Origin of the sequence: Flavobacterium sp. J49, from assembly GCF_011742145.1 — a bacterium.
Classification (GTDB): Bacteria; Bacteroidota; Bacteroidia; order Flavobacteriales; family Flavobacteriaceae; genus Flavobacterium.
Window position 1 is genome coordinate 1 of the sequence record NZ_JAAQQU010000008.1, and the last position, 217, is coordinate 217.

Annotated in this window: 1 protein-coding gene; it reads right to left on the reverse strand. The window is 41.5% G+C overall.

All coding sequences use genetic code 11. The features are described 5' to 3' along the window. The coding region (locus tag HA632_RS00030) for a T9SS type B sorting domain-containing protein (protein ID WP_176305201.1) at positions 1-217 on the reverse strand (217 nt) is incomplete at both ends.

Sequence of the window (217 nt, forward strand, 5' to 3'; positions counted from 1 at the left end):
AACTGTTTCAAAAGTTTTCCGTAACGGTCAAAGATGTAAATCGTGGTTTGTTCCGCAAAATTCGACAAGCCTACTATATTCCAAGCATCGTGTATCCCATCTCCGTTTGGTGTAAAGTAACGAGGATAGTCTATCACCATCACCTGATTTATAGTAAACTCTTCACAGCTAAATGCGACTCCGCCTTCGGTGTCCCAAACATGAATCGTATGTGTTC